Source organism: Dehalobacter sp. CP, from assembly GCF_047652685.1.
GTDB lineage: Bacteria > Bacillota > Desulfitobacteriia > Desulfitobacteriales > Syntrophobotulaceae > Dehalobacter.
The window spans coordinates 1,652,876-1,674,139 of the sequence record NZ_CP157399.1 but is presented as its reverse complement, the minus strand read 5'-3'; the positions used below and the strand labels follow the sequence as shown (position 1 = coordinate 1,674,139).

The 21,264-nt window shown below is 47.0% G+C and carries 18 protein-coding genes; all 18 read left to right on the top strand.

What is annotated here, in order from left to right; genetic code table 11:
* Nucleotides 1–88: 88 nt before the first annotated feature.
* Nucleotides 89–844, top strand: coding sequence for a YebC/PmpR family DNA-binding transcriptional regulator (locus AAH944_RS08315; protein ID WP_415534247.1), 756 nt, complete (start codon nt 89–91; stop codon nt 842–844).
* A gap of 124 nt (nt 845–968) precedes the next feature.
* Nucleotides 969–1,466 carry a crossover junction endodeoxyribonuclease RuvC gene (ruvC, locus tag AAH944_RS08310; protein WP_415534245.1) on the top strand — a complete coding sequence of 166 codons (498 nt, stop codon included), beginning with the start codon at nt 969–971 and terminating at the stop codon, nt 1,464–1,466.
* Complete coding sequence (ruvA, locus tag AAH944_RS08305) at nt 1,463–2,062, top strand: Holliday junction branch migration protein RuvA (protein ID WP_415534243.1); 600 nt, start codon at nt 1,463–1,465, stop codon at nt 2,060–2,062. The genes ruvC and ruvA overlap by 4 nt, the downstream gene beginning before the upstream one ends.
* A gap of 475 nt (nt 2,063–2,537) precedes the next feature.
* Nucleotides 2,538–3,569: a Holliday junction branch migration DNA helicase RuvB gene (ruvB, locus tag AAH944_RS08300; protein WP_415534241.1), complete on the top strand. Its 1,032-nt coding sequence runs from the start codon at nt 2,538–2,540 to the stop codon at nt 3,567–3,569.
* A gap of 147 nt (nt 3,570–3,716) precedes the next feature.
* Entirely contained in the window at nt 3,717–5,066 is a 1,350-nt protein-coding gene (locus AAH944_RS08295; protein ID WP_415534239.1) for a SpoIID/LytB domain-containing protein, read from the top strand.
* A gap of 6 nt (nt 5,067–5,072) precedes the next feature.
* On the top strand, nt 5,073–6,113 hold the full coding sequence (queA, locus tag AAH944_RS08290) for a tRNA preQ1(34) S-adenosylmethionine ribosyltransferase-isomerase QueA (protein ID WP_415534237.1): 1,041 nt from the start codon (nt 5,073–5,075) through the stop codon (nt 6,111–6,113).
* A 94-nt stretch (nt 6,114–6,207) separates the two neighbouring features.
* Complete coding sequence (tgt, locus tag AAH944_RS08285; RefSeq protein WP_415534235.1) at nt 6,208–7,329, top strand: tRNA guanosine(34) transglycosylase Tgt; 1,122 nt, start codon at nt 6,208–6,210, stop codon at nt 7,327–7,329.
* A gap of 182 nt (nt 7,330–7,511) precedes the next feature.
* Entirely contained in the window at nt 7,512–7,877 is a 366-nt protein-coding gene (gene yajC, locus AAH944_RS08280; RefSeq protein ID WP_415534233.1) for a preprotein translocase subunit YajC, read from the top strand.
* A gap of 193 nt (nt 7,878–8,070) precedes the next feature.
* Nucleotides 8,071–9,312, top strand: a complete 1,242-nt coding sequence (gene secD, locus AAH944_RS08275) for a protein translocase subunit SecD (RefSeq protein WP_415534231.1) — start codon at nt 8,071–8,073, stop codon at nt 9,310–9,312.
* Nucleotides 9,313–10,311, top strand: coding sequence for a protein translocase subunit SecF (gene secF, locus AAH944_RS08270; RefSeq protein ID WP_415534229.1), 999 nt, complete (start codon nt 9,313–9,315; stop codon nt 10,309–10,311).
* A gap of 317 nt (nt 10,312–10,628) precedes the next feature.
* Nucleotides 10,629–11,360 (top strand): MBL fold metallo-hydrolase, encoded by a 732-nt coding sequence (locus AAH944_RS08265; RefSeq protein ID WP_415534227.1) that lies wholly within the window; start codon nt 10,629–10,631, stop codon nt 11,358–11,360.
* A gap of 149 nt (nt 11,361–11,509) precedes the next feature.
* Nucleotides 11,510–13,201, top strand: coding sequence for a biosynthetic-type acetolactate synthase large subunit (gene ilvB, locus AAH944_RS08260; protein WP_415534225.1), 1,692 nt, complete (start codon nt 11,510–11,512; stop codon nt 13,199–13,201).
* 2 nt (nt 13,202–13,203) lie between these two features.
* Nucleotides 13,204–13,701 (top strand): acetolactate synthase small subunit, encoded by a 498-nt coding sequence (gene ilvN / locus AAH944_RS08255; protein ID WP_415534223.1) that lies wholly within the window; start codon nt 13,204–13,206, stop codon nt 13,699–13,701.
* Nucleotides 13,702–13,878: 177 nt separating this feature from the next.
* A complete protein-coding gene (locus AAH944_RS08250; protein WP_415534221.1) occupies nt 13,879–15,750 on the top strand; it encodes a DUF4153 domain-containing protein in 1,872 nt (623 codons plus the stop codon).
* Nucleotides 15,751–16,032: 282 nt separating this feature from the next.
* Nucleotides 16,033–16,620, top strand: coding sequence for a hypothetical protein (locus AAH944_RS08245; RefSeq protein ID WP_415534219.1), 588 nt, complete (start codon nt 16,033–16,035; stop codon nt 16,618–16,620).
* A 34-nt stretch (nt 16,621–16,654) separates the two neighbouring features.
* Complete coding sequence (locus tag AAH944_RS08240; protein WP_415534217.1) at nt 16,655–17,002, top strand: LapA family protein; 348 nt, start codon at nt 16,655–16,657, stop codon at nt 17,000–17,002.
* A gap of 10 nt (nt 17,003–17,012) precedes the next feature.
* Nucleotides 17,013–19,070: a single-stranded-DNA-specific exonuclease RecJ gene (gene recJ / locus AAH944_RS08235; protein WP_415534215.1), complete on the top strand. Its 2,058-nt coding sequence runs from the start codon at nt 17,013–17,015 to the stop codon at nt 19,068–19,070.
* Nucleotides 19,071–19,088: 18 nt separating this feature from the next.
* Entirely contained in the window at nt 19,089–21,257 is a 2,169-nt protein-coding gene (locus AAH944_RS08230) for a RelA/SpoT family protein (RefSeq protein WP_415534213.1), read from the top strand.
* Nucleotides 21,258–21,264: the final 7 nt, after the last annotated feature.

The following is a 21,264-nucleotide window of genomic DNA, read 5'->3' as shown; positions in this document are numbered from 1 at the left end:
CTTGAGATTAATCCTTGATTTTTTTTTGCCTGAGTTCCCGCTACATGGTAAAATATATAGGCTATAATGTATCAGGGAGGAATTCGGTGTGTCAGGTCATTCCAAATGGGCGAATATTAAACATAAAAAAGCTAAAACCGATGCCATCAAAGGCCGGATTTTCACAAAATTAGCCAGAGAGATTATGGTGGCCGCGCGGGCAGGCGGTGCAGACCCGAACGGGAACTTCAGGTTGAAAATTGCGATCGATAATGCCAAGGCGGCCAACCTGCCGAATGACAATATTCAGCGCGCGATCCAGAAAGGTGCCGGAGCAGGAGAAGGCGCCAATTATGAAGAACTGCGTTACGAAGGCTATGGCCCCGGCGGCGTTGCGATCATGGTAGAGCTGATGACGGACAACAGGAACCGGACGGCGTCGGAGATGCGTCACCTTTTCTCGAAAAACGGGGGCAACCTCGGAGAAACCGGCAGTGTCAGCTGGATGTTCACGGAAAAAGGACAGCTTGATGTGCCGAAAGAAGATTTAAAATTGGATGAAGATGAAATCATGCTCCTGGCGCTTGAGGCAGGCGCAGAGGATGTCGCGTCTGAAGATGAAAGCTACGAAATCTTCACCGAGCCGGGCAGCATGCAGGAAGTCAGACAAGTGCTGCTGGACAACCATATTCCGATTGAAAGTGCGGCCATCAATCTGATTCCAGTCAATCGCGTCGAGATCGCCGATATTGAACAAGCGAAAAAAATCATTAAGTTAATTGATTCGCTGGAGAACCATGATGATGTTCAGAAGGTCTATACAAACTTTGACCTTGCCGAAGCACTGGAAGATGCTGATTTCTAACCGTATCTGCCGCCCGGATGGAACTAATTAATAATTGAACAGGGTACAAGTATAGGACGATAGGTACGATAAGCTTGACAAGGTACTGGAATAACGGAATGAGGACCACAGAAGGAGCAAGAAGATGTTGATTCTTGGCATTGACCCGGGAACTGCCATCATGGGGTACGGATTGATCGAAAAAAATGGTCAAAAACTTTCTCCGGTCACTTATTCCTGCTGGCGGACACCACCTGATTTGCCGATGCCGGACAGACTTAGGATACTCTATGAATCGCTGGAGGATTTTCTAAAAGAATATGCACCGGATGTGATGGCTGTCGAAGAGTTGTTTTTTAACCGCAACACCACGACGGCAATTACAGTTGGACAGGCCAGGGGAGTCGTTTTATTGGGCGCAGCCCGCCGGAATATTGAAGTATTCGAATATACGCCCTTGCAGGTCAAACAGGCTGTGGTCGGGTACGGCAAAGCGGATAAAAAGCAGATACAATATATGGTCAAGGCGATCCTGTCGTTGCAGGAAACACCAAAACCTGATGATACAGCTGACGCGCTGGCCATCGCCATATGCCATGCGCACAGCATGGGACGCCGGATAAATGGAGGAATGTTAAAATGATCGGAATGCTGCGGGGGAATGTGTGGACGGCCGAAGCGGACCGCCTGGTACTGGATGTCGGCGGTGTAGGCTATTTACTCCATGTTCCGGTAAGTTCGATGGCAAAGATCAGGCAGGGGGAAGAAACAGTCCTGCATACCCATTTAATCATGCGGGAAGATGATTTGTCTTTGTACGGCTTTTTGACCCGGGATGAAAAAGAGCTGTTTCTGCAGCTGCTTAGCGTTACAGGCATTGGCCCGAAAGCTGCGCTGGCAATTTTATCGGCGTTTGCAGTCGGCAGGATTAAGACGGCAATCGCCTGTGAGGATGTCTCTTTATTGACCGAGGTTCCTGGAATCGGCGGCAAAACTGCGAAAAGAATCATCCTGGAACTGAAAGAAAAGATCAAGGATGTTGATATCAAGGCCGGAACGGAAGATCTAGGCTCCTTTATCCCGGCCAACGATACCCTGGAGACACTGCTGGCTTTGGGCTTTTCCCGCTATGAAGCGCGTGATGCCCTGACCAGGGCGGAAAAGAAAGGACTGTCTTCCGTGGAGGATCAGCTCAAAGAAGCGCTTCGCTTACTGGCAGGACCGTCCGAGCATATGTGATACCCTTTGATATATTCGTACATGATTCTCAAATTACTTACACAAATTGTTGCTGCTCTCTATGTCTAAAACTATTATCAGGGCAAGTCTGTGGGCCACAATACCGCTTTTCGGCCTTTGTGCCATCCGTGGCACAAAGGGCCGCGCTCCGCATCGTGCTCCGCTCACAGCGGAACTGTGGCCCCCAGACTGATCTCAAGGTTATTTAAGCGGGTCTGCATGTCAGAATGTTATCACTCCTTGAGTAGTAAAAAACGTTTTACTACTAAAACGATTCAGAAGTAAATTTGAAATTAAGCTTTCACTAACTCCAGACTAGGTCTCTGTAATGGATGGCCAGCGCCAAGCGGAGCATGGATTGCGCAGCACGGCTGTTAGCGCCATGGAGGGCGCTATCTGCCGAAAGCGGTCATCCATTACGGAGACAAACCCGAGCAAGTCGATAGTAACTTCATTCACTAAAGGAGGAACCAACTTGGAAAGAGTCATCACTTCCCTGGAGCGTCCTGAAGACCGGGACTTCGAAGCCTTAAGACCGGGCAGGCTGATGGAATATATCGGACAGGCAAGTATCAAAGAAAACTTAAGCGTCTTTATCCAGGCGGCCCAGAACAGGGGAGAGGCTCTCGACCATGTCCTTCTTTATGGTCCGCCCGGACTCGGCAAGACCACGCTGGCCAATATTATTGCGGCCGAGATGGGAGTCAATATCCGGACGACTTCCGGACCGGCGATTGAAAGGCCGGGAGATTTGGCGGCACTTTTGACTTCACTCGAACCGCGCGATGTGCTGTTCATTGATGAGATTCACCGTCTAAGCAGGACAGCGGAAGAAGTCTTGTATTCCGCGATGGAAGATAACTGTCTGGATATCGTAATTGGTAAAGGACCGAGCGCTCGTTCCATTAGGCTGTCCCTATCTCCGTTTACGCTGATCGGTGCGACGACCAGAGCCGGGCAGCTGACGTCTCCTTTGAGGGACAGGTTCGGGGTCATCAGCCGGCTGGAATTTTATACGACGGAGGAACTGCTGCAGATTGTCGTCAGGGCTTCCCGGATACTGAAAGTGGATTTGTCACCGGACGGAGCGGAGGAGATTGCCAAGCGTTCCAGAGGGACACCGCGGGTCGCCAACAGGTTGCTCAAAAGGGTAAGGGACTATGCGCAGTTCTGGGGAAGCAGGATTGTTGATTCTCAGACGGCAGCCAAAGCAATGGATAAGCTCGAAGTTGATCCGATGGGCCTGGACAGTCTGGACCAGAAAATTCTGCTGGCCATTATCCGGAATTTTGACGGAGGACCGGTTGGTCTGGAAACGTTGGCTGCTACTGTAGGTGAAGAGGCAGAGACCCTGGAAGATGTTGTGGAACCATTTTTGCTGCAGAGAGGTTTCCTGCAGCGGACACCAAGAGGCAGAACGGTAACGAACCAGGTCTACAGCTATTTTGGATTGGATCTTCCGGCGAATGTACAGACGGGACTTTTTTGTGAACCAGAAAGTAAATAGCTTTCTGATTCAGCTAAGGGCAACTAAGACTTTAGTCAGCACCAAAGGCTTGGCGTAAGCCAGGTTTTCTATAGGAAAATAATTGAATATACTGAACGATAGTTGGGCAATCTGTTTAACAGTCGGATAGTGAAGGAGTCGATTCAAATGTTTTTCCATGGCTGCGGTGTTAAACAGAGCGCTTTTTTGTCTAAAGCTTTTTGCCTATTATTTGCTGTAATGCTTTTTTTGATTACCCTGACACCGAATGCAGCGCTTGCAAGGGAGGTAACTGTGAAGCTTGTCTGGCAGTTCCCTGAAACAGGCTGGTTGGAAATCGAAGTCAGACAGGGTAGTTATACTCTTGACTATAATAATTTCAGCGTCAGCTTAACAGCCGGGGACCGCTGCCAGATCGGCCAGAGCAGTATGGCAGATTTCCTGGCTGTGGGTGACCAGTTCGTGATTCTGGAGAAAAATAAAGTTAAGCTTACTTCCGAGAATCAGGGCGTTTTTCGGGTCAGAGAACCCGAAAAGGATTGGATCAGCTACCGCGGAAATCTTTCTATTGTGAAAGAAAACGGTTGCTGGAAGCTGTATAATTCACTTGAGCAGGAAGACTACTTGAAAGGAGTCGTTCCGATCGAGATGAGCAATGCCTGGGCAGCAAAGGGTTTTGAAGCCTTGAAAGCGCAGGCGGTCGCCGCAAGGACATATTTGCTGAAAAATATAAACGGTGGTGTTATCACGGACTCACCCGATATCCATCAGGCTTACCTCGGCAGATCAGTGGAAGGGGAAGCCAGCCAGGCGGTGACAGCAACGACGGGAGAGGTCCTGACTGATCAGGATACCGGCAGACCCATTTCCATTTTCTACTCTTCGCATAACGGCGGTTATACGGAGGCCCCCCAGAATGTCTGGCAGAATCAGGACGTTCATTATACGTCCATACCAGATCCGTTTTCCAACGGCATTGGAGGCTATACCGATCACTGGAGGTTTGTAATTGCCGCGGATGCTCTTGGAGAAGCTTTTGATCTTGCCCCGGTAAGACAGGTGAAACTGGCAAAATATGTATCGGGCCGCGTATACCGTGTCGTGCTTCAAGACTGGTTAGGCAACGAAAAATCGGTATCCGGCGGGGACTTTGTCCGCAAGTTTTATCCCGAAGGATCTCTTTCAAATGATTCTTTCCTTGGAAGACTATTTCAGGTAGAATATATCATGCCTGTATTTCAGAAAAATACCCCGGAGATTTCTTTGACTGGGAATTCTTTGGCAGGGATATCTACTGAAGAAGGCACTGGTCCGCTGCTCTCCAGGATCAAAAGCTCCAATGACGGTATAGCAGAAAAACCTGGAGTATACGGTGTATTTGTTTTCAACGGCAGGGGCTGGGGACACGGCGTCGGGATGTCCCAATGGGGTGCCTATGATATGGCAATGCAGGGTTATTCTTATCAGGATATCCTAAACTATTACTACAAAAATATTGATTTGGTGAAAATGGAGTAGCAGAGAATGAGGCTGGAGGATTTTGATTACGACTTGCCGGAAAGGCTGATTGCCCAAACACCGGCGGAACCACGGGATTCATCAAGACTGATGCTGGTGGATAAAGCCAAAGGTGAAATATTTCATTATTTATTCCAGGATATCGTGCAATTCTTTAATGCGGGAGACGTGCTTGTCCTGAACAAGACTAGGGTGATTCCGGCCAGATTAATTGGGGAAAAAGAAGGTACCGGAGCAAAAATTGAGGTACTCCTGCTGAAGAGAATAGACAGGGATCGCTGGGAAGTCCTGGTTAAACCCGGCAAAAGGCTGAAACAGGGTCAAACCGTTGTTTTCGGGGGAGGACTTTTGCGCGGGGAATTGATCGAAATTCTTGACGACGGAAACAGGATCATTCATTTTACGTATTCCGGCTTGTTTGAGGAAGTCCTGGACAGTCTCGGCGAGATGCCTTTGCCTCCGTATATCACCGCAAAATTAAACGATAAAGAGCGGTATCAGACTGTTTATGCCAAAGAAAACGGTTCGGCTGCGGCACCTACTGCAGGCCTGCATTTTACGGAAGAGCTGCTGCAGAGGATTAGGGACAAGGGAGTCGAGGTTCTTGAAGTCCTGCTGCATGTCGGTCTGGGAACGTTTCGGCCGGTAAAGACGGAAGAAATCACCGAGCACCAAATGCACACGGAATATTTCAGCATCGATTTCGAGACTGCCGCCAGAATCTCTCTGGCCAAAAAAGAAGGCCGCAGGGTGATTGCGGTTGGGACAACCGTGGTCCGGACGTTGGAATCCGCAGCGGGACTTTGTCAAGATGCTTCCGGGAATGTGCTGTCCGAGACCGAAGGATGGACGGATATTTTTATCTACCCCGGATATCAATTCAAAATTGTCGATGCCATCATCACAAATTTCCACTTTCCGCGCTCGACACTGCTGATGCTGGTCAGTGCCTTTGCAGGCCGGGAATTGATTTTGGAAGCGTATCAGACTGCAGTCCGTGAGGAATATCGTTTCTTCAGTTTTGGGGACGCCATGTTTTTAGTTTAACATGGGAAAGATGCACGCATTCTAGTTCCCGTTAACACATGAGGAATGCCATGTTTCCGGGTTAATTTCACAAAAAAAGAGAGGAAGAAATGTTTTGGCTGCCGTTAAACTGGAAATACTAAAGAGAGACACCCGTACCAAGGCCCGTCTGGGAAGACTTCATACGCCTCATGGCATGATAGAGACACCTGTGTTTATGCCGGTGGGAACTCAGGCTACCGTAAAATCGGTCAGCCCAGAAGAACTAAAGGCTCTCGGAGCCAACATGATCTTAAGCAATACCTATCATCTGTTTTTGCGTCCGGGTCACGAACTGATTAAACGCGCAGGCGGCCTGCATAGATTTATGAACTGGGATGGCGCGATTTTGACCGACAGCGGGGGGTTCCAGGTTTTCAGTCTCGGGGATTTACGGAAAATCACCGAAGAGGGCGTGGAATTCCGTTCTCACCTTGATGGCTCCAAACAATTCTTAAGTCCGGAAAAAGCGACGGCAATCCAAATCGCTCTTGGTTCGGATATTGTAATGGCTTTTGATGAGTGCACGCCTTACCCGGCAACCCGGGAATACACGAAAAAATCCGCTGAACGGACTTTCCGCTGGCTGCAGCGCTGCAAAAATACGCTGACTTCCGCCGATCATCAGGCCCTTTTTGGCATTGTCCAGGGAGGAATGTATGAGGATCTCCGCAAACAAAGCGCTCAAGAAATTACCCAACTTGATCTGCCCGGGTACGCACTGGGGGGCTTAAGCGTGGGGGAATCCAAAGAACTGATGTACGAAGTGCTGGATTATACCGTTCCGCTGCTGCCCGAAGCCAAACCAAGATATCTGATGGGTGTGGGTTCACCTGATGATTTAATCGAGGGTGTCATGCGTGGTATTGATATGTTTGACTGTGTGCTGCCGACACGTATTGCCCGAAACGGGACGGCAATGACGAGGTTCGGCAAGGTCGTGGTCCGTAATGCCAAATATGCCGATGATTTTACGCCGATTGATCCTACCTGCAGCTGTTATACCTGTCAGAATTATTCCCGGGCGTATATCCGGCACCTGATCAAAGCGGATGAGATTTTCGGACACCGGCTGATGACGGTTCATAACCTGCATTTCCTAACCCATTTAATGAAAGAGGTCCGCCAGGCGATTGCCGAAGACCGGCTTCCGGAATACCGGAAACAATTCTTTGCGGACTACGGTTATGAAAAATAAGACAATCATATGAAGTATACGTATAGATAAGTCCTGAAAATTAGCTTAGAAATTAAGTTGAAATAGAAAAATTTATATAGAAAAATAATCTAAATACATGCTGAATTTGCGGAATAAAGATGATATAATCAAATGAAGTAGGCATATTTAGGTAATTTACAATTAAGGGGGATTCTTTACTTATGGATCAAACCACGACAACGATGATGTATTTTGTACTATTTGCAGTTATGATTATCTTTATGTTTGTTTTGCCGAGCAGAAAGCAGAAACAAGAGCGGCAGAAACTGATGGAGTCCATTAAAATGAAGGCTAAAGTCGTAACGATTGGCGGAATATTGGGCACCATTACCAAAATAAAGGAAGATACGCTTATCATCAAGATCGCTAATAACGTTGAAATTGAAATCCTGAAGTCTGCGATCAAAAGTGCTGAAGGCGGCAAAGATACACCTGTCAAGAGTAATAAGAAGAATAAGCCTGAACCTGAAGAAGAGGCTGAAGAGACCGAAGTAATCGATGAAGACAACGATGCTGAGGTTAAATAATAAACTGCGTTAAACAACTGTTCTGATTACGGAAATTTGTTATTGGCGGAGTTTGAAATCTATTGCATCGTATCCAAATATAAGCAAGTGCCGTAACACTTGCTTATTGCTTTGAAATTGACACCTCAAATGCAAAAGGGATATAATGATGCTTGTATGGGCAAGTCCCTTTATTCTACTAGGAGGAAAAAGAATGAAACGGGGAAATACTTTAAAACTTGCAGTAACTGTTATTCTCGTTGCTGTTGTCGTTTTCTTTTCGATTCAGCCGCTGACGAATTCTGAAACCGGGATTCCGTTAGGACTTGATTTACGCGGTGGCGTTCATCTGGTTTTACAGGCTGAACCGGGTAAAGATGGCACAGCGATAACCAACGACGATATGGATAAAGCAAGGGCTGTCATTGAAGAACGTGTTAACGGGCTCGGCGTGTCCGAACCCTATATTCAGACAAACTATGATAAAAAGAGAATTATTATTGAACTGGCCGGAGTTGCTGATCCCGATGAGGCTGTTAAAGTTCTGCAGACAACCGCTAAGCTGACTTTCCGGGATCCAGATGGAAATGTCTTGATGGACGGCTCCATGCTGAAGAATGCCCAGGCAGCGGTCGATACCTCCAGAGGCCGCACGGATTATGTTGTGCAAATATCGTTTACTTCTGAGGGTACCTCAAAGTTTGCGGATATCACAACGAAATATCTCGGTCAAAAGATTGGTATCTATATGGATGAGCAAAAGATCCAGGATCCGGAAGTTTCTGTGCCGATTGTGGACGGACAAGGTCAGATCCAGGGCTATTCGTCGCTGGAAGAAGCAGCCCAGTATGCTGTTATGTTCCGTTCCGGTGCATTGCCGGTCAGCATGAGCATTGTTGAAAAGAATCAGGTGGGTGCGCTTCTGGGGGCGGATTCTTTGAATAAGAGTTTAAATGCGTGCGTCATTGCGCTTATCTATATTTTCTTATTCATGTTGGTGCTCTATCGTTTACCGGGTCTGGTCGCTGACTTTTCGCTCGTTGTTTTTTCAGTGATTGTACTCTGGGTCTTATATGGAATCGGGACGGTTCTTACTTTGCCAGGCATTGCAGGGTTCGTCCTATCTATTGGAATGGCTGTCGATTTGAATATTATTGTCTACGAAAGAATCAAGGAAGAACTTAAGCTTGGCAAATCGCTGCGGGCTGCCGTGGATGCCGGATTCAGCCGGGCCTTCATTACTGTATTTGACTCCAATATTACGACCATTTTTGCTGCCTTGGCATTATTTCTGCTCGGGTCTGCTTCGATCAAAGGTTTTGCGATTACACTGATTGTCGGTATCGTAGCGAGCCTGTTTACGGCCATTACGTTTACCCGCTGGGTTATGCGCTGGATTGTCGGCATTAACCCGCGTATGAGCAAATGGCTGTTTGGCGTAAAGGAGGTAAAATAAGTGGCTGACAAATATAAAGATAAAAAAGCACTCAAAAATACGGCCCCGGTCGTTACCCCTGCCGCCAGTGAGGCCAGTTATGATGATGTCAAGCATGATCATAGATTATATTTTAATATTGTAAAAAAACGCTATATCTGGTTTGCGCTTTCTTTGCTTCTCTTGATTCCTGGTATTGTTTCTCTTTGTACGCAGGGACTGAATCTCAGCATCGACTATAAAGGCGGTTCGATGTTTAATATTCAGTTTAACGAAAAAGTAACGCAGGCAGATATCAATCAGGCCATGGATTCTGTTGGGCTGACCGGTAGCGTACAGCTGACGAATGGTGACATATCGGCTATCGTCAGAACGGAAGCTTTGGATCAGACCAAGAGGGACGAGCTTCTGGCGGCAATTCAGAAACAGGCTGGAACGTTCGATATGAAAAATGTTGAAGAACAGCTTGTTCAGCCGGCAATTGGCGACGAACTTAAATCAGGTGCGATCAAGTCGCTGGCAGTTGCCTCACTTTTGATTCTGATTTATGTTTCGTTCCGTTTCCGTTTTGTTTATGCTGTTTCGAGCGTCATTGCGCTTCTGCATGATATACTTATTACGTTAGGCTTGTTCTCAATATTCCAGTGGGAAATTGATGCAGCGTTTATTGCGGCGATTCTCACCATCTTTGGTTATTCGATTAATGATACTGTCGTCATCTATGACCGTATCAGAGAGAATGAAAGACGCATGAAAAAGAAAGACAGCTTCGAGGATATGGTGGACAAATCTGTCTGGCAGACGATGGGTCGTTCCGTAAAGACTGTCTGCACCGTACTGATCGCTCTGCTCGCAATATTCTTCCTGGGCGGAGAATCGACCAGATCATTCTCCCTGGCAATGATTATCGGCGTATTTTTCGGCGCCTATTCTTCCATTTGCATTGCCAGCCAGCTTGTCGTTGAGATTAAAAAAAGAACCAGCGGAGACAATAAAAAGGATAATCCGGCTGAAAGCTAAATTTATACTATCTTTCAAGGACCCCGGATTTTCCGGGGTCCTTTTTGACATTCATGGAGAAATTAAAGTCGCGTGGCCTGCTTATATTTAACATCTCGTATGAAGGGACTACAGCTGGCAAAGGGCAGCGCTACTTACTGATATATATCATACATTGATAACTAACAATTAGTCTCTGTAATGTATAGACAGCGTAAGCGGAGCATGGATTGCGCAGCGCGGCTATTTGTGCCATGGAGGGCGCAATTTGCCGAAAGCGGCTATACATTATGGAGACCAGCCCAAGTAATATATGACACTTAGAAAGGACGAGGTTAATGAAGCTGACAGTTCTGGGCTGCTGGGGAGCATATCCCGAAGCAGGAGAGGCAACATCAGGTTATCTCCTGCAGACAGGCAGGCATACGGTCCTATTGGACTGTGGCAGCGGGGTATTGGCGAATTTATGGAAGCATGTTTCCCATGAGCAGATCGACGCGGCTTTTATCTCCCATTTTCACCATGACCATACGGCAGACCTCGGCTGCCTTCTGTATGCGAGCAAATTTGCGTTTGCGTTTAAGAAAAGAACGCAGCCGCTTCCTGTCTATGCGAGTAATCAGCCGAGACGTTTTAAGGAATTGACCTTCGGTGAATACAGCAGCGGTATAGAAATAAAGCCGGACGCGGTTCTCGATCTTGACGGCTTAAAAATATCCTTTGCGCCAACCGTCCATGATGCCTACAACCTGGCAATGAGGTTTGAATATGCCGGCAAAGTCCTGGTCTATACCGGTGATCTTGGGCCTGCATCTGATTTAAGCCGGTTTGAGGGCGGAGCAGATTTGCTGATTACTGAATCAAGCCTGTATGCCCATGAAACCGGCTTATTCCAGGGGCATCTGACCTCTACCGAAGCTGCAGCCCTGGCAAAACAACTTGGGGCGAAAGCACTTCTGCTGACTCATTTTCCGCATATTGGTGAAACAGCAAAGCTGGCAGACGAAGCTTCCCAATGTTATGCCGGCAAAATCTATCTGGCGAAAACCAATCTTACAGTAGAATTCTAATGGGAGCAGTGTGCGTCTTTCATTTAAGTTAATTAACAACAAGTAAGTTAATAAACAACAAGAACATTGAATAGACTGAACTGATATAGTTCGTGCATTTATTTGCGTTCTGTACTATAATACATACAAGAGAGAGGAGAGATAGCAGAATGAAAATGACCGGAGCACAAGCAATCATTGAATGTCTTAAAAAGGAAGATGTACAAGTCGTTTTTGGCTATCCCGGCGGATCGGTCTTAACTTTGTATGATGCCCTGTATATGTCCGGATTTCCTCATGTTCTGCCAAGACATGAACAGGGCGCAATCCATGCTGCCGACGGCTACGCCAGAGCAACCGGCAAGGTCGGCGTGTGTATGGCGACTTCCGGCCCTGGGGCCACGAATCTTATCACTGGAATTGCCACAGCCTATATGGATTCTATCCCGCTGGTGCTGATTACCGGTCAGGTTGCAGTATCTTTTTTAGGGCGGGATTCCTTTCAGGAAGCGGATATACGCGGGATCACAACCCCGATTACCAAACATAATTACCTGGTTAGGGATGTCAGGGATTTGCCGAAGATTGTAAAAGAAGCTTTTTATATTGCACGTACAGGCCGTCCGGGCCCTGTTTTAATTGATATTCCGAAAAATATCTTTGCGGAAGAAATAGATTTTGAGTATCCCGCAGAGGTTAATCTAAGAGGCTATACCCCGATCTGCGAGGGAGACAGCCAGATGATGAATGCCGTATTTGACGAGCTTAAATTCGCCAAAAAGCCTTTGTTTTTCATCGGGGGCGGCTTGAATCTGTCGGACACTTCTGAAATCATGCAAAAAATAATAGCCTATACCGGGGTGCCAACTGTCTCGAGCCTGATGGGGCTGGGCTGCATCTCGAGTGATGATCCTCATTTTTTTGGCATGATCGGGATGCACGGCACGTATGCCGGGAATATGTCCACCACCGAGACGGACCTGCTGATTGGAATCGGCGTACGTTTTGATGACCGGGTCACAGGACGGTTGGATCAGTTTACTTCTAACGCTAAAATCGTGCATTTCGATATTGATCCGGCAGAAATCAATAAAAATGTCCGGGCAAATATTCGGGTGATTGGCGATCTGCGCTGGACACTTGAGAAGTTCTATCAAAAACTGCAGGAAAAACCTGCCCAAGAATGGCAGGATCAGTTTAAGCCGTGGCTGGAAAAGCTGTCTGGCTGGAAAAAGGAAAAGCCGCTCACGTATAAAAAAGATACGGATGAAATATTGCCGCAGCCTGTGATTGAAAAGATCTGTGAAATCACAGAAGGAAATGCAGTTATCGTTACGGATGTAGGACAAAACCAAATGTGGACCGCCCAGTTCTACGGTTTTAAACACCCAAGGTCACTGCTGACTTCCGGGGGACTTGGAACGATGGGCTACGGCCTTCCGGCTTCCATGGGAGCCCAGGTCGGGGAACCAAATAAGAAGGTCATTTGCATATGCGGCGACGGAGGCTTCATGATGAATTGCCAGGAGCTGATGACGATTGCCGACTTGAATTTGCCTGTCAAAGTCATGATCTTAAATAACCAATCTTTGGGGATGGTTGCCCAATGGCAGCGGGAATTTTACAACAGCCATTATGCACATTCCTGTATGAGAACGAAAGCAGACTTCGTCGAGATCGCCAGAGCGATGGGTGTTCCTGCCGTCCGTCTTGATAAGAAAGAAGAAATTGAAGCTGTTCTGAAAAAAGCAATCTTCTCGGAAGGCCCGTTCCTGGTAGATATCCGCATTCCTGAAGAAGAGGACGTTTTGCCGATGGTTCCGACCGGGGCCGGTTTAAACCAAATGATATTGGGGGGCTGAAAATGAAACATACCTTAGTCGTATTGGTGGAAAATAAACCGGGTGTTTTGACCCACGTTTCCGGGTTGATCAGTCGGAGGAACTTTAATATTGAAAGCATTAACGCCGGCTATACCGAGGAAGCCGACATGTCCAGAATCACCATTGAGGTAGATGCTGATGATGAATATGAATTGGAACAGGTTGTCAATCAGCTCTCCAAGCTAATTGATGTGATCAAAATCATTGATCTTACCGGAAAGGACAGGGTACACAGAGACCTTGCTCTGATCAAGGTGAAGGCTTCGCCGGAAAACAGGGCGGAAATTGTAAACCTCGCCGAAATTTTCCGGGCCCATATTGTCGATGTCAATAAAGAGACCATGATCATTGAGCTGACCGGTGAAGATGTCAAAATTGATGCGATTTGCGAACTGCTTGATGACTACGGAATCATTGAAATCGTCAGGACCGGCAAGATTGCGATCTGCCGGGGACCCAAGGCTGCCAAAGATCTCTAACATAATATTTGAAGTGTGAACGGGTCTCAGATGCTCGGCAGTTACTGTTATATTCGTAATAAACGAAGCCCCAGCGATGAAGAAGGGATAAGCGTATGTATGTCGAAAGTTTGTTAAGACTAGCTCGAAATGGATTGGTTACTCTGGAATAGAATTTTTCAGCAAGGAGGTATACGGATGAATGCTTTTACCCGGTCGATTGTCCAGGTTTTTCGTGGGTCAGCGAAGGCCTTTCAAACTTTTCCAGCTGCAATTGCCTGTGCTTTCGGTTTTGCCGTCGTAACGTTGATCAGGATTCAGCTTGACTGGCCGCAACAAGAACCTTATAACTTTCTGTTTAACAGTCTGCATTGGGCTTTTGCAATGGGTGCGGTATTCAGTCTGACCGTAATTACGGCTGCCCAAAGCCGGATTAACCAGAAAAAAACTTTTTTGGCTGCCAACCTGCTCGGTGTCATGGCCGCAGCTGTAACCTTCCTGGCGCTTTACCAGTTTGGAGGAACGACCCCGGAGGGATCCCACTATGCTGTAGTTACAGTCCTGGCTGCTGCCCGGGTGAGTATGGCTATGCTGGTCAGCTTCCTTGTCTTTACTGTGCTGGCAGGGTATCCCAAAGAACAGTCTGATTTTTCCAGGTCCTTATTCATGACGCAAAAGGCCTTCTTTATCGCTATCATTTACGGAGCAGTGATTATGGGCGGGGCTTCCGGCGTTGCAGGTGCTGTCCAAGCTCTATTGTATCACGGCATGAGCAGCAAGGTTTATATGGTTATCGGGACCCTGACCGGCTTTTTAGTCTTTACGATTTTTGTGGGTTATTTTCCGGATTTCCGCAAAGGAGAAGTTGACGAACACCGTGAAGTTGCCCAGAAACAGCCGCGGTTTATTGAAATTCTGTTTGGCAGCATCATGATTCCGATTATCCTGGCGTTGACCGCAGTTCTGCTTCTTTGGGCGGGCAAAACGACTATGAGCGGCATAGGCGCATCGTCTTTCGTCCAGCTTTCCGGCATTGCCTCAGCTTATACCATCGGCGGGATTTGGCTCCATATGATGGTCACGAATTACGAATCCGCACTGGCAAAATTCTATCGCCGCGTTTATCCGATCGCCGCCCTGGTGATTCTCGCCTTCGAAGCCTGGGCAGTCGTGATCCAGCTGGGCAAGTCAGGACTTAAAACGATTGAATATTCCTTCATACTGATCTGGATTGTGGCCTTAGCAGCGGCTGTCCTGCTGATGATACGAAAGGCCAGGTCACATGCTGTAATTGCTGTCCTGACTTGTGTGCTTGCGGTATTCTCCGTATTGCCAGTCGTTGGCTATCAGGAACTTCCGGTCACTGCGCAGGTAAATCGACTGGAAAAGATCTTAGTCAGCCAGGGAATACTGCAGGATAACCAGCTGACTCCTTCATCTGTCCAACCGGAACGCGCAGTACGTGAATCGATTACCGATGCAGTTGACTATCTGGCCAGTGCCAGTGAGGCAAAGCTGCCGTCCTGGTTTGATCGACGTCTTGCCCAGAGCGATGTCTTCAAAGACAAACTAGGTTTTGATAAAACCTGGCCGGAACCTGAGGATATGCCGGGAAAAGACAATTATATCGCAACATCCCTGATGTTACCGGCCGAACCCGTAGATATCAGCGGTTACCGCTGGGCTATTAATATGCAGATGGAATCTGTAAAGCAGATGGGAAATGTAAATGGGAAGGAATATATCACGATTGACGGCGACAAAGGTACCTATCGCATCTATTGGACGTACCCTGCCAATAACAATATCCCGTCTTTGAAGATTATGGAAGATGACCGTGTGATTCTCGAACAGGAATTGAACGGTTATCTCGATCAGATTGCTGCGAAGTTCCCGCCGGGTAAGGCGGAAACTTATCAGGCAGCTTTGGATGATATGTGCCTGAAGCTGGAGACACCGGAAATAAGCGTGCTGCTTGTTTTCAGCAATATTGATATCAGCTTGGACCCCCGTGAAGATCGGATCAATTATTGGCTTAACCTTGATGAGTTGTACCTGAAAGAGAAGTAAGACAGGGTATCCCTAGAATATTTTTTAATTTTATCGGGTAAGTCTGTGGGTCACAATACCGCTTTTCGGCTGTTGCGCCATCCTTGGCGCAAAAAGCCGCGCTCCGCATCGTGCTCCGCTCACAGCGGAACTGTGTCCCCCAGACTGATCATAGGGTTATTGAAGCAGGTCTGCATGTCAGAATGCAGCTCATTATCTAAAGTTTTAAATTGATTTCTAAATTAATGTAGTTCTTGCTCGAATAGTGGCAGGGACTATTTTTTCATCAAGAGTTTATAAGATTTGGCCAGAGAGTATAATTATTCCAGTGAGAACAGGGCAATACTATACAGGAACAGTACCATATCAACCCTAAAGCCTTTATATCCTGCTGAGATATATGATAGGGTTGTTAAGGTACTAGACATTGATAAAAAGCAGGGTGACGGATTGTTGTTTTGGAATCTGCTGGGTTTGGAGTTAATCCTGATTTGTGCGGCGGGCATAACGCTTCTTGGTAATTACTCCGGTCTCGTGATTGCGGGCCTAATTGTATCTGCAGTCAATTTTGCGGTGAATAAACCGGGCAGTATTCTGTTCTGGGAAATCATCATTCTTGCCTATATGTGTTTTGGATTAATTACGGCGTATCTGTTGAATAGAAAAACACACAATTTTCGTGTCCTCAAGGTAGCTGGCGGAAGTGTTACTTCGCTGTTCCTGTTTGGAATGCTACTGCCGTTTATACCGGCGATCCTGATTTGGACTGCTATTATAGGCATCCCGCTCGTTTTCAACTATCGGAGTATTTCAAGAGCGATTGTGCTTCAAGCAATTTTTAAGTTTATTTTTTGCACAGGTTGGCTTATTATAGGAAATATACTATATTAATGATACGAATTAATGATACAAAGGAGGGAAAAGCATGGTCATTTTGTTAGTTTCAATCATTATTGCGCTCATTGTGGTGATTTTTGCGGTTCAAAATGCAGCAGTTGTTCCAATCCATTTCTTATTCTGGACAGCAGATTTGCCGCTGGTTCTCGTTATTTTCTGTTCGGTCTTCGCAGGTGCCTTACTGATGTTCTGCCTTGCACTCCGCCGGGAATTGAAGTGCAGGAAAGAAACGAAAGTCAATAAAAAATTTACCAGCAAAAGAGCTGCAGCTTCGGATGCTGATCCGATCGATATACCGCAAAGAGATAGTCAGAACAAAGACGGTCAAACTGTTGCCAAAGAAAATACTGCCGGCGCTTCTGAAGATCAGAAATAGGAATTAATTAATGGAAAACAACTTGTGGGTTTTATCACAAAAAACGTATTCGGGGGAAGCATTTTTAGAAAAAGCGGGACTCTCCCGCAGTACCCTGAGTATTCTTCATAATCGCGGTTATTCTTCGAGAGACAGTGTTTTGGAATTTTTGAAGCCATCTCTGCTCGACCTGCATTCTCCGTTCTTGTTTAAAGATATGGAGGTCATCCTGCAAAGGCTTGCCGGGGCAAGGGCAGATCAGGAAAAGATTTTGATCTACGGGGATTACGATGCCGATGGTGTAACAGGAACAGCCTTACTGTATAAAGGACTGACCAGTCTTGGGTATCAGGTCGTTGTCCATATCCCGAGCCGGGAAGAAGGCTACGGCCTGCACTCGGAAGCGATCGAAAAAGCAAGCCATAACAATGTCTCGTTGATGATTACCGTGGACTGCGGAATCTCAGCAGTTCAAGAAACGGCCTTTGCCAAAACTCTGGACATCGATATGATTATCACGGACCACCATGAACCACCGGATGAGCTGCCTTGTGCAGTCGGAATATTAAATCCCAAAATAGCGGATTCAGGTTATCCGTTTCCGCATCTGGCCGGTGTCGGGGTAGCCTTTAAACTCCTGCAGGCCTTATATGCTCGTTTAGGTTATTCTGAGGCGGCATTTGGCACGGAGAATGATTATCTCGATTTGGTTGCGCTCGGAACGATTGCGGATATTGTACCGCTCGTCGGGGAAAACAGAATCCTCGTCAAAAACGGGCTGACCGTGATGGAAAATACCAGGCACTCCGGGATCAGGGCGATGCTGGAGGAATGCGGCCTTCTCGGCAAGAAGCTTAAGGCAGGTCAGATCTCGTTTATTGTGGCTCCGAGAATCAATGCCGCCGGGAGGATGGATACGGCGAGGCTGGCACTGAACTTACTGCTTGAAGAGACCTATGATGATGCGTTGGAGATGGCCAGGGAACTTAGCAAGGAAAACAATCAGAGACAGCTTACCGAAAAGGAGCTGCTTTGTGATGCTGAACGTATACTGGCTGAAGACCCAATACCCAATGTCATTGTCTTGTCCTCACCGAACTGGCATCACGGGGTGATTGGCATTGTCGCTTCGCGACTCGTGGAGCGCTACAAGCGGCCGGTCTTCCTTATTGCCGAGGAAGGAGATACTGGGAAAGGCTCAGCTAGAGGAATCTCGGACTATCATGTTCTCGACGAATTAAAAAAACAGGCGGATACTTTAAGCAAATTTGGCGGTCATAAACAGGCGGCCGGATTTACGCTTCCTGTTGACCAGATCCCGCAGCTCCGGGAAGGACTTAACAACAGTTTTCTTGAACTTGGGATCATCTTTAAGGAACGTTTTCAGATTGATTCTATTATATCGTGGGATGAATTGAATCTTCAGTTATTGGAAGAGCTGGAACAGATGGCTCCGTTCGGGGCAGGAAATCCAGCACCTGTCTTAAGAACGGACGGCCTTGTCGTCCAAAACGTTTCTGTTGTCGGTAAAGGCCGGGAACATTTGAAAATGACGCTCGCAGCAGCAAAGCTTAAACGGGAAGCTATGGCGTTTAAAAAGGGACAAGAATTTGATCTGGTCAAAAACATCGATATGATCGATATTATTTATAATCTTGAGCTGAACAGTTACGGTAATGTCGAAACCATCCAGGCCGTCATCAAGGATTTCCGTCCTTCTGGCGTCAAAGCCGAGCAGGAAATCGCCTGTACGTCTGAAGGATATTCCGAAACGGAGCTGGCCTTTAGCGGGAACCTGAAAGATTTTAAGACTGCCGCCCCCGAAGAAAAGATTCCGGCACCGCGTCTTTCCCGGAAGATACTGGCGGATTTCTATCGAAACCTTAAGAGCGTAATGGATGAACGCGGTTTTATTTGGTGGGAACCGTCTGCGGAAAAACCTGAAATGCAGCTCAACATCATGAAAATATTTGAGGAACTTGGCATCATCAGCTGGTATGGCGGAACAGGCCCGTATTTATTTAAATTAAACAATATCGAGAAAACCTACTTGCAGACTTCTTTGCGTTTCAGAGTCTGGAGCGAATAGGAACCCAGAGGTGGCTTAATGAATTTTCAACAACTGAAGGAAACATTGATTTCCAATAATGCGCAATACAATCTGGAAAAAATTGAAGAGGCCTATGAATATGCGGAACTTGCCCATCGCGGCCAACTCCGCAATTCCGGCGAAAAGTATATCTATCATCCGCTGGAAGTCGCTTCGATTCTTGCCGAATTGGAGATGGACGATTCGACGATCATTGCTGCGCTGCTGCATGATGTCGCTGAAGATACGAACAGAACGCTTGGAGATATCCGTAAGAATTTTGGCGATGAAGTTGCGGGGCTCGTCGATGGGGTAACCAAACTCGGCAAAATTTCTTACAAGAGCAAGGTTGAAGTTCAGGTTGAGAACTTAAGGAAAATGTTTCTGGCGATGGCCAAGGATATTCGGGTTATTTTAATCAAGCTGGCCGACCGCCTGCACAATATGCGGACCCTGAAATATCAGTCTGAATCTAAACAAAAGGAAATTGCGCAGGAGACGATCGAGATCTATGCGCCCTTAGCCAATAGGCTCGGGATATTCCGGATCAAGTGGGAGCTGGAAGATCTCGCCTTTCGCTATTTGCATTCGCAGGAATATTACGATTTGGTTGAAGGTATTTCTTTAAAGAGAAAAGAAAGACAGGAACAGATCGATGAGGTGATCGAACAGCTTAAAGTCAGGCTCGATGAAGTCGGAATTGAAGCCGATATTGCCGGCCGTCCGAAGCATTTCTTTAGTATCTATAAAAAGATGCTCGATCAAAACAAAGATCTGAGTGAAATATTTGATTTGACGGCAGTCCGGGTCATTGTCAAAACCGTGAATGACTGCTACGGAGCACTGGGGGTTATTCACACCCTATGGAAGCCTATTCCCGGAAGGTTTAAAGATTATATTGCGATGCCGAAACCGAATATGTACCAGTCACTGCATACGACATTAATTGGAAACCATGGGGACCCGTTTGAAATCCAGATCCGGACCTGGGAAATGCACCGGACGGCTGAATACGGGATTGCTGCCCACTGGAAATACAAAGAAGGCAAAAAAATTGAGAGTAATTTCGAACAGAAACTATCCTGGATTCGCCAGCTCCTGGAGGTACAGCATGACTCCAAGGATGATGCCGGCGAATTTATGGAATCGCTGAAAATAGACTTGTTTGCGGATACTGTATTTGTATTTACACCCAAAGGCGATGTCGTTGAATTGCCTGCCGATTCCTGTCCGATTGATTTTGCGTACCGGGTTCATACGGATGTCGGACATAGCTGTATCGGTGCAAAAATCAACGGAAGAATCGTTCCACTTGACACCAAATTGAAAAATGGGGATATTGTTGAGATTCTGACAACCAAGACACCCACCGGACCGAGTAGGGACTGGGTCTGTCTCGTAAAGACCTCTCAGGCCAAAAACAGGATCCGCCAGTGGTTTAAGAAAGAAAAAAGAGAAGAGAATATTATCAGAGGACGTGAAGGCCTCGAGCGTGAAGCCAGGAAACTTGGGCTTGAACCGTCAACAGCCTTAAAATCAGAAAACATGATCAAATTAGCCAAGAGCTTCAGTTTTAACAACATTGATGATCTATATGCAGCAATGGGTGATGGTGCGATTACTTTTAAAAAGGCCCTGGGCCGTTTGAAGGAAGAAATTCTGAAAGAAGAGCTGAAAACGCCGCTTCTTCCGATTCAGGCAGAACACAAGCACCTGGTGAAGCATTCTCAGGGAGTATCGGTCAAGGGGGTAAACAATATCCTGATCCGGTTTTCCCGGTGCTGCAATCCGCTTCCCGGAGATCCGATCATCGGCTATATAACGAGAGGCCGCGGCGTATCAATCCACAGGGCGGACTGCTCGGAGCTCGTTGGCCTTACGGCAGAAGAGCAGGAGCGGATCGTTGAGGTTGAATGGGAAGCCGCTGTCGAGTCAATCTATCCTGTAGACATCGAGATTATCGGTCTGGATCGCGTGGGTTTGGTCAGCGACATCATGAACGTGATCACCGAAACACGGACCCATATGCTCGGAATGAGTGCCCGGGTAGGCAAAGACCGCGTCTCCCATATCCGTCTGAGAATCGAAGTGAAAAACCTCGACCATTTAAACTTTGTTCTTAACAAGTTCCGCAAAGTCAAAGATGTTACCGTGGTCGAAAGAATTCAGGGCGGAGGAAATAATTAAAATATGA